Source organism: Mitsuaria sp. TWR114 (assembly GCF_007997345.1).
Map to the genome: position 1 here is coordinate 1 of NZ_VOSR01000056.1, position 6790 is coordinate 6790.

The following is a 6790-nucleotide window of genomic DNA, read 5'->3' on the forward strand; positions in this document are numbered from 1 at the left end:
GGCGATCCGTCGGCAGGCGGCGGTGATCAATCTCCAGGTGCCGCCCACGCTCGCGGCCCGCTGGCTGCTGCCGCGCCTGCCTCGCCTGCGCCAGGCCCTGCCCGACCTCGAACTGCGCATCTCCACCAACTGGACCGATGCGCCGGACTTCGCGCGCTCCAGCGTCGACGCGATCATTGCCCACGGGCACGGTCGCTGGCCCGACGTCGATCAGGTGCTATTGATGCGCGAGCGGCTCACGCCGATGTGCTCGCGGGCCATGGCGACGCGATTGAAGACGCCCGCCGACCTGGCCAAGGTCGAGCTGCTGCATCCCGGCCCCGAGCGGCGCGAATGGCGACGCTGGTTGGACGGCGCCGGCGTCGAGGGCGTCGACGGCGCCAGCGGCCATGTCTTCGACACTTTGGACCTGGCCCTGTCGGCGGCCATGCGCGGACAGGGGGTGGCCATCGCCGACCCGCGGATGCTGCAGGAGCTGGTGGCGGACGGCATGCTCGTGACGCCGTTCGGCGCCCAGGTCGGCTCGGGGAACGGCTACTTCCTCACCTGGCCGCCGGCCCACGGATCGAAGCGCGGCCTGAACGAGCTCCGCGCCTGGCTGTCGAAGGAGTTCTCGAGCCGGCGCTAATCCGGCCCCGTCGCGGAAAGGGCGCGAGCCCGCACCAGCGGCGCCCGGCAGGCGGCGCGGCGGCGCGCGGACGCCCTTGCTCAAGCCTCGACGATGACCTCGAAGCCGCCGAAGATCATGCGCTGGCCGTCGAACGGCATGCTCGCCGGATCGTGGTTCATGCGCGGGTCCTCCATCGACTTCTTCATGCCCTCGTCGCGCACCTGGCGCGACGGCCAGACGATCCAGGAGAAGACCACCGTCTCGTCGGGCTTGCGCTGCACCGCCATCGGGAACGAGGTCACCTTGCCCTCGGGCACGTCGTCGCCCCAGCACTCCACGACCTGCAGCGCGCCGTGGTCCTTGAACACCGCCGAGGCCTCCTGCGCCAGCTGGCGATAGGCCTCGCGCTTGGCGGTGGGCACGGCGATCACATATCCATCCACATAGTTCATTGCGGTCACTCCGGTTGATCACGCGGCTCACGGCCACGTCCTGCACGACGAACGGCGGCGCGCGAAATCGACATCCTCGTCGCGCATGGCCGGATCGGGTGCCACCGCCCCCTCGACGGAAGGGGAAATGCCGGCATGCGCCGCGCGGGCGCGCGTCGACACGCCGCAGCGCGGGCAATCGGGACGCCCGGCCCCATCGTGGTCGACAGGCCGGTCCGTGACGTCGCCGCGCCCGCGCGCTCAGCCGTAAACCGACTTCTCCGGCCGCCGCGCCAGCACCGCGATCGGCGGCGCCCAGCGCTCGCCGCGCGGCTTCTTGCTGGTCACCAGCGTGATCTCCGACGGCTCGAAGACCTCGACGTTGTGCGTGATCGGCGTCGTCAGCAGGTACTGCGCCCGCGTGCTCTTCAGGAAGTGGCCCACCAGCTGGATGTTGCGCACGTCCAGGTGGGCGAAGGGCTCGTCGATGAAGACGAAGCCGCCCGGCGCGTCGTCGTCCTTCATCAATCCCACCAGCAGGATCAGGCTCTTGAGCACCTGCTGCCCGCCCGAGGCCTCGCCGTCGTTGAGGCCCACTTCGCCCTTGCCGTCGAAGTTGAACTTCACGTGCAGCCCGGCCTGCGCCAGCACCGTGTCGTCGTTGTCCAGGTGCGGCAGCTCGGCCTGCGCATGCACGCCGGCGAGCTCGCCCAGCTCCTGCACATTCTTCTTGTAGCGCCGCACCGTCGCGCGCAGCACGTCGATGTAGCGCTCGCGCGCGTTGAACGCGGCGATGCGCGCCATCTCGTTGCTCGCGCGGCGGTCGTCCAGCTGTGTGGTCTGCTCCAGCACCGCGACCTGCATCCGCGCATGGCGCTCCTGCACGCCGGCATCGGTCTCCCACACGCCGGTGTCCAGTTCCTGCTGCACATGGCGCGAGGCGATCTCCGCCTGCTTGGCGTTCTCGAACTCGTCGCGCAGCGCCTGCAGCCGCATCGGATGCACCCAGGCGGCGGGGAACTTCGCCCGCGCTTCGCGCGAGGCACGGGCGGTGGCGATCAGGTCGTCGCGCTTGCCGGCCCAGTCGCGCTCGGCGCGCAGCACGTTGTCCTCGCTGGCCTTGAGGCTGGCCTGGGCGGACTCGTAGTCGCGCTCGGTGCGGGTGGCCGCGGCCACGGTCCGGTCGTGCTCCTGGTCCAGCGCGGCCATGCGCGTCGCCGCCTCGATGCGCGACTGGCGCAGGCCCGGCAGGCGCGCGCGCGCTCGGCAAATTCCTCGGCCCGCTCGACCAGCTCCTGCGCCGCCTTGTGGCCCTGCGCCGCGCGCTGCGCGTCCTTGAGCTGGCGCTCGATCTCGAGCTGCTCCTTGGCGAGCTTGGACAGCTCCAGGTCGTAGCGCGTCAGCTCCTTGTCCAGCGAGGCGCGCCGCGCATCGAGCGCGGAGTCGCCGAATTGGTACTCGCGCGGCTCGACCCACAGGCTGCGGCCGCCGCGGCCATCGCGGTAGTAGGCCTCGGTGGTGATCCACTCGCCGCCGGTCTGGGCGCCCTTCTCGGTGTCCGCGACGCAGCGGATCGAGGCCAGTTGCCGCAGCAGCCAGCCCGGCGCCTTGGCGTTGAACTTCAGCACCGACAGCAGGCTGTCCTTCGGGCTCACCGCCGGCGCATGCTCGCCGTCGGCGACCACGTAATGCCGGTAGCGCTCGCGCGAGGCGATGCGGTAGGCCTGGCTTTCGTCGCTGGCGCGGGCCAGCACCACCACCCAGCGCGACGGCCGCAGGAAGCCCTCGGCCGCGGCGCGCCACGCGTCGTCGGCGATGTCGATCGCGTCGGCCAGCACGTGGTGCGCGATGCCGGCCTCGTCCAGCGCCTTGCGAAAACGCGTGACCTCCGCCGGCGGCGGCGGCACGCGGTGCCCGGTCAGCTCGTCCATCGCCTGCTGCGCCTTGCGCTGCTGGTCGTTCTGGCGCGTGAAGCTCTCGCGCAGCTGATGCTGGCGCGTGCCCAGTTCCTCGAGCTTGGCCGTCAGCGCCGCGCCATCGGTCTCGACCGCGGCCAACGCCTTCAGGTCGTCCTCGCGCTTGGCGAGCTGCTCCATCGGGCGCTCGCCGTCGCGCGCCGCCTCGAAGGCCTGGCGCGCTTCCTTGCGCTGCTGCTCCAGGTCGGCCAGCTTGTCCTTGGCCGCCTCCTGCGCCTTGAACAGCGCCAGCAGCTGCGCGCGCTTGTCGCTGATGCCGCGCTCGTCGGAGCGCGCGAACAGCCGCTGCCGGTGCAGCTCGCGCAGCTGCTGCGCGGTGCGCTGGCGCTGCTCGCTCCACTGCAGCACCGGCACGACCTCGGTGGCCAGGCGCTCGCGCTCCTTGAGCCGCAGCTGGTACTGCTGGTAGCTGTTGACGCGGTTGGACAGGTCGGACAGCTGCGCCTGCGCATGCGACAGCTCGTGCTGCGCCTGCTCGACTTCCTTGACCAGCTGCTGCTGGTGGTTGCGCGCCAGCTCGTAGCGGTCCAGCACTTCCTGGTCGCCGAAGACCTCGAACACCAGGCGCAGCAGCTCCTTGGGGGAGAGCTCGCACAGGCGGTCCGTCTGGCCTTGCTCCAGCGCCAGCACGCGGCCGATGGCGCGCGTCAGGCCGGCGGCCTCCAGGCGCTTCTTCCAGGCTTCGATGCCCAGCCAGTCCTTGTCGGCCTTGGTGTCGAGCTCCTCGATCTCATGCACGCCGTCGACCAGGATGTAGCGGCGCACCCAGTCGCCGCCCTGGCGCGAGATGCGGCAGGCCAGGGTCACCTGGTCCGCGTACAGCAGCGAGCTCGCGAACGGCCGGCTGCTGTTCTGGCGACCGCGCGGGCGGTTGTCCACCAGCGCGCGCAGCCAGGCGTGCTCGGCGTTGGCATGGCGGGCGTAGGTCTTGTAGGTGCGGCCGCCGGAGCACTCCAGCCCCAGCAGCGTCCGCATCGCGTCGAGCAACGTGGTCTTGCCCGAGCCATTGGGCCCGGCGATGGTGATGATGTTGCCGTCCAGCGGCATCGAGACGCGGCGGCAGTAGTCCCAGTGCAGCAGTTCCAGGGATTGCAGGTGAAACATCAGGCGTCGCTCAGGTCGGATTCTTCGTTGTGGCGGGCGGCCAGGATGGCATTCAGCATCGGGCCGGATTCGGCATCGGTGCTGCGCGCCAGCACGTCGGCCAGCGCGCCGTCCAGGATGCGCGGCGCGAGCGTGTCGTAGTCCAGCAGCAGGTCCAGCAGCGGCCCCTCGCAGATGTCCTCGCCCTTGCGGGTGATGAAGCCCTGGCGCTCCAGCAGCTTGAGGTTGGCGTCCAGCCGCATCTTCTTGCCCAGCTGGTTGCCGAAGTCGGCCAGCAGGCTGCGGTAGGACAGCGTCGGCGCGCTGCTCGCGGCGCTGGGCAGCGGCTTGTCCTTGGCGAACATCTCGCCCTGCCCCTCCGCGGCCTCCTCGGCGCGCGCGAGCTGGCGCTGGCGCTTGGGCAGCACGATCAGCGCCCACACCACCACCAGCAGCGCCACGCCGTCGCGCGGCAGGTCCAGGTTGTTGTTGGAGGCCAGGCCGGTCTCGCCGAACACGGCGACCTCGGCCGGACGCAGCATCGCCAGCGTGATGTGGTCGGCGTAGACGTTGTCCACCACGCGCAGGCCCACGGCGGCGACGCGCTCGTTGACCGCGCGCCAGAGCTCCTGGTCGATCAGCGCGCGGCGCACCAGCGGCTGGTTGCGCGGCAGCCAGCGGCGCGCCAGCAGTTGAGCCGCCAGTTGGGCGGCATCGTCGAGTTGATTGCTCATGACTGGGAAGGCGGTTCGGCGTCGACGCTGGTGTCGACGGCAGGTTCGGCGGGTTCGGGTACGGTGCTGGCGGCGGTGTCGGCCGCCTCGGCGGTAGCAACGGCCGCAGCGCTCTCGGTGCCGGCGACCGCCGCCTTGCGGCGGCCGCGCTTGGGCGTTTCCTCGGGCGGGCGCCACTTGGGTTCGGGCTCGGGCTCGGCCGGCGGCTCGACCTCCGTCGAGTGCAGCACGCCCTGGCTCATCCAGCGGACGTGCTCGTCATCGATCTCGCCCTGTTCGGCGGACCAGCGCACGCGCCACGGCTGGCGCGCCATGTCGCCGGTCGCGCCGGCCAGATGCTGCGCCTGCGGATCACCCAGCAGCGGCAGCAGCTGCGCGCGGTACGCCGCGCGCGCGTAGCTGCCGCCCAGCACCGCGGGACGCAGGTCGTTCATCGGCACGCCGTCGCCGCTCCAGCGGCCCAGCAGCGCCTGCAACTGGGCCATCTCCGGCGGCAGGCTCATCACGGCCAGCTCGCCCGGCGGCGCGGCCAGGCCGCTGGGCAGCGGCTCGGGCGTGGGCGGCACCGGGCGGTCGCGCTCGAACTCGGCCTCGCAGCCGTCCAGCAGTTCATGCTGCGCGACGAAGACCGGATGCACCGGCCGAGACAGCGCGCCCAGCGCCAGGTTTTCCAGGAACGGGACCTCCTGCAGCCAGCGCCGCACGTCGGTCGTCGTGATGCCGGTGGAGCCCAGCGTCACCCGCTGGCGGTCGGCCTGCTGCAGCGCGCGGTTGAACTGGCTGGCCATCGCCAGCAGCCGCGCCTGCGCCAGGCCGAGCTCGCGCGCCAGGCGCTCCAGGCGCGCGTTGCCGTCGTTCTCGGCCTGCCGGATGATCGCGGACAGCGCCTCGCTGGCGCGCTCGACCAGCTTGAGCGCGCGCTCGAAGCGCATGCGCGCGCGGCGCAGGTGGAACTCGGAGCCCGAGGCGATCGCGTCGGCGAATTCGTTGTAGAGCCGCGAGAGCTGCGCCAGCAGATGCTGCAGCTGGGCCGGCTCCAGCGTGCCGAGCTGCTGCGCGCCGGCCACATTGGCGAGCAGGCCGGCCAGGTCGCCGTCCTCGTCAGCGGCCTGGCCTTGCGTCAGCGGCGAGACCATCGCCATCAGCTGCTGCGCCAGCGGCGTCACGCCGTACTGCTGGTTGGACGCGTCCCAGAGCAGCAGCTGCGCGTCGCGCAGGCGCTTGAGCACCAGCTCCAGCGCCTCGTCGCGCAGCAGGTGGAAATGGCGGTTCAGGTCGTCGCGCGAGAGCCGCGAGTGCGGCAGGCTCATCAGCTCGATGAACACCCAGACGCGCAGCCGCACCAGCGTGGACGGGCCATGGAAGAGCGCGCGCTGCGCGGCCAGCAGGGCCTCGTTGCGTTCCAGCTGCCACCACAGGAGGGAGTCCTGCGGGAGCTGGCCTTCGCGGAAATGGTCTTCGAAAGAGGGTTCGGGGAGATCGTCGCGCAGAGCGTCGTCCGCGCCTCCCGGGGTCAGGGTCATGGGGCGGGATTATCGCGCCCCCTCAGACGGGTCCGAGCGCCCTTCGCATCAGGGTCGCCCCGGGGCCGAAGCTGGCCAGTTTCTGCGCCAGCGCGGAGCCCGAAGGCGCGTCCGCGGCGGCGAAACCCTGGCGCTGCCAGTACTCGCGCGAGCCCTGCACCGCCACCAGCGCGATCTGCGCCAGGCCCATGTCCTGCGCGCGGTTCACCACCTGCCGCAACAGCTTGCGGCCCAATTGCCGCGAGCGCCCCGCCGGCGACACCGCCAGGTCGTGCAGGTACAGCGTGCGCGGCGCACGCGCCGGCGCGACCTCCGGCGCATCCAGGGCCGGCAGTTGCCCATCGTCGACCGGCAGGCTGACGACATACGCCAGCGGCTCGCCGGCCTCGACGGCCAGGTAGGAGCAGTGCAGATGGCGCGCCGCGCGCAGCTT

Annotated in this window: 5 protein-coding genes and 1 pseudogene; 1 reads left to right on the forward strand and 5 read right to left on the reverse strand. The window is 71.6% G+C overall.

The annotated features are described in order from the left end of the window. Window positions 1–628 (forward strand): LysR substrate-binding domain-containing protein (locus tag FUT87_RS03485; RefSeq protein WP_255511643.1); only part of this gene is annotated, 628 nt, incomplete at its 5' end. A gap of 80 nt (window positions 629–708) precedes the next feature. On the opposite strand, the gene FUT87_RS03490 is transcribed toward FUT87_RS03485, so the two are convergent. The 5 genes and pseudogenes from FUT87_RS03490 to FUT87_RS03510 all read right to left on the reverse strand — a co-directional run. Then, a complete protein-coding gene (locus FUT87_RS03490; protein ID WP_091733130.1) occupies window positions 709–1062 on the reverse strand; it encodes a DUF1428 domain-containing protein in 354 nt (117 codons plus the stop codon). 240 nt (window positions 1063–1302) lie between these two features. After that, a pseudogene (locus FUT87_RS03495) lies at window positions 1303–4121 on the reverse strand (ATP-binding protein). Continuing rightward, window positions 4121–4834: a hypothetical protein gene (locus tag FUT87_RS03500; protein WP_254783565.1), complete on the reverse strand. Its 714-nt coding sequence runs from the start codon at window positions 4832–4834 to the stop codon at window positions 4121–4123. The pseudogene FUT87_RS03495 and the gene FUT87_RS03500 overlap by 1 nt, the downstream one beginning before the upstream one ends. Then, window positions 4831–6357, reverse strand: a complete 1527-nt coding sequence (locus FUT87_RS03505) for a hypothetical protein (protein WP_147240102.1) — start codon at window positions 6355–6357, stop codon at window positions 4831–4833. The genes FUT87_RS03500 and FUT87_RS03505 overlap by 4 nt, the downstream gene beginning before the upstream one ends. Window positions 6358–6379: 22 nt before the next feature. Then, window positions 6380–6790: GNAT family N-acetyltransferase (locus FUT87_RS03510; RefSeq protein WP_147240103.1), on the reverse strand; the 411-nt coding region annotated here is incomplete at its 5' end.

Coding starts and splice junctions, on each gene's coding strand:
- FUT87_RS03490 (WP_091733130.1), bottom strand. CDS start 1,062: ATGAACTATGTGGATGGATATGTGATCGCCGTGCCCACCGCCAAGCGC.
- FUT87_RS03500 (WP_254783565.1), bottom strand. CDS start 4,834: ATGAGCAATCAACTCGACGATGCCGCCCAACTGGCGGCTCAACTGCTG.
- FUT87_RS03505 (WP_147240102.1), bottom strand. CDS start 6,357: ATGACCCTGACCCCGGGAGGCGCGGACGACGCTCTGCGCGACGATCTC.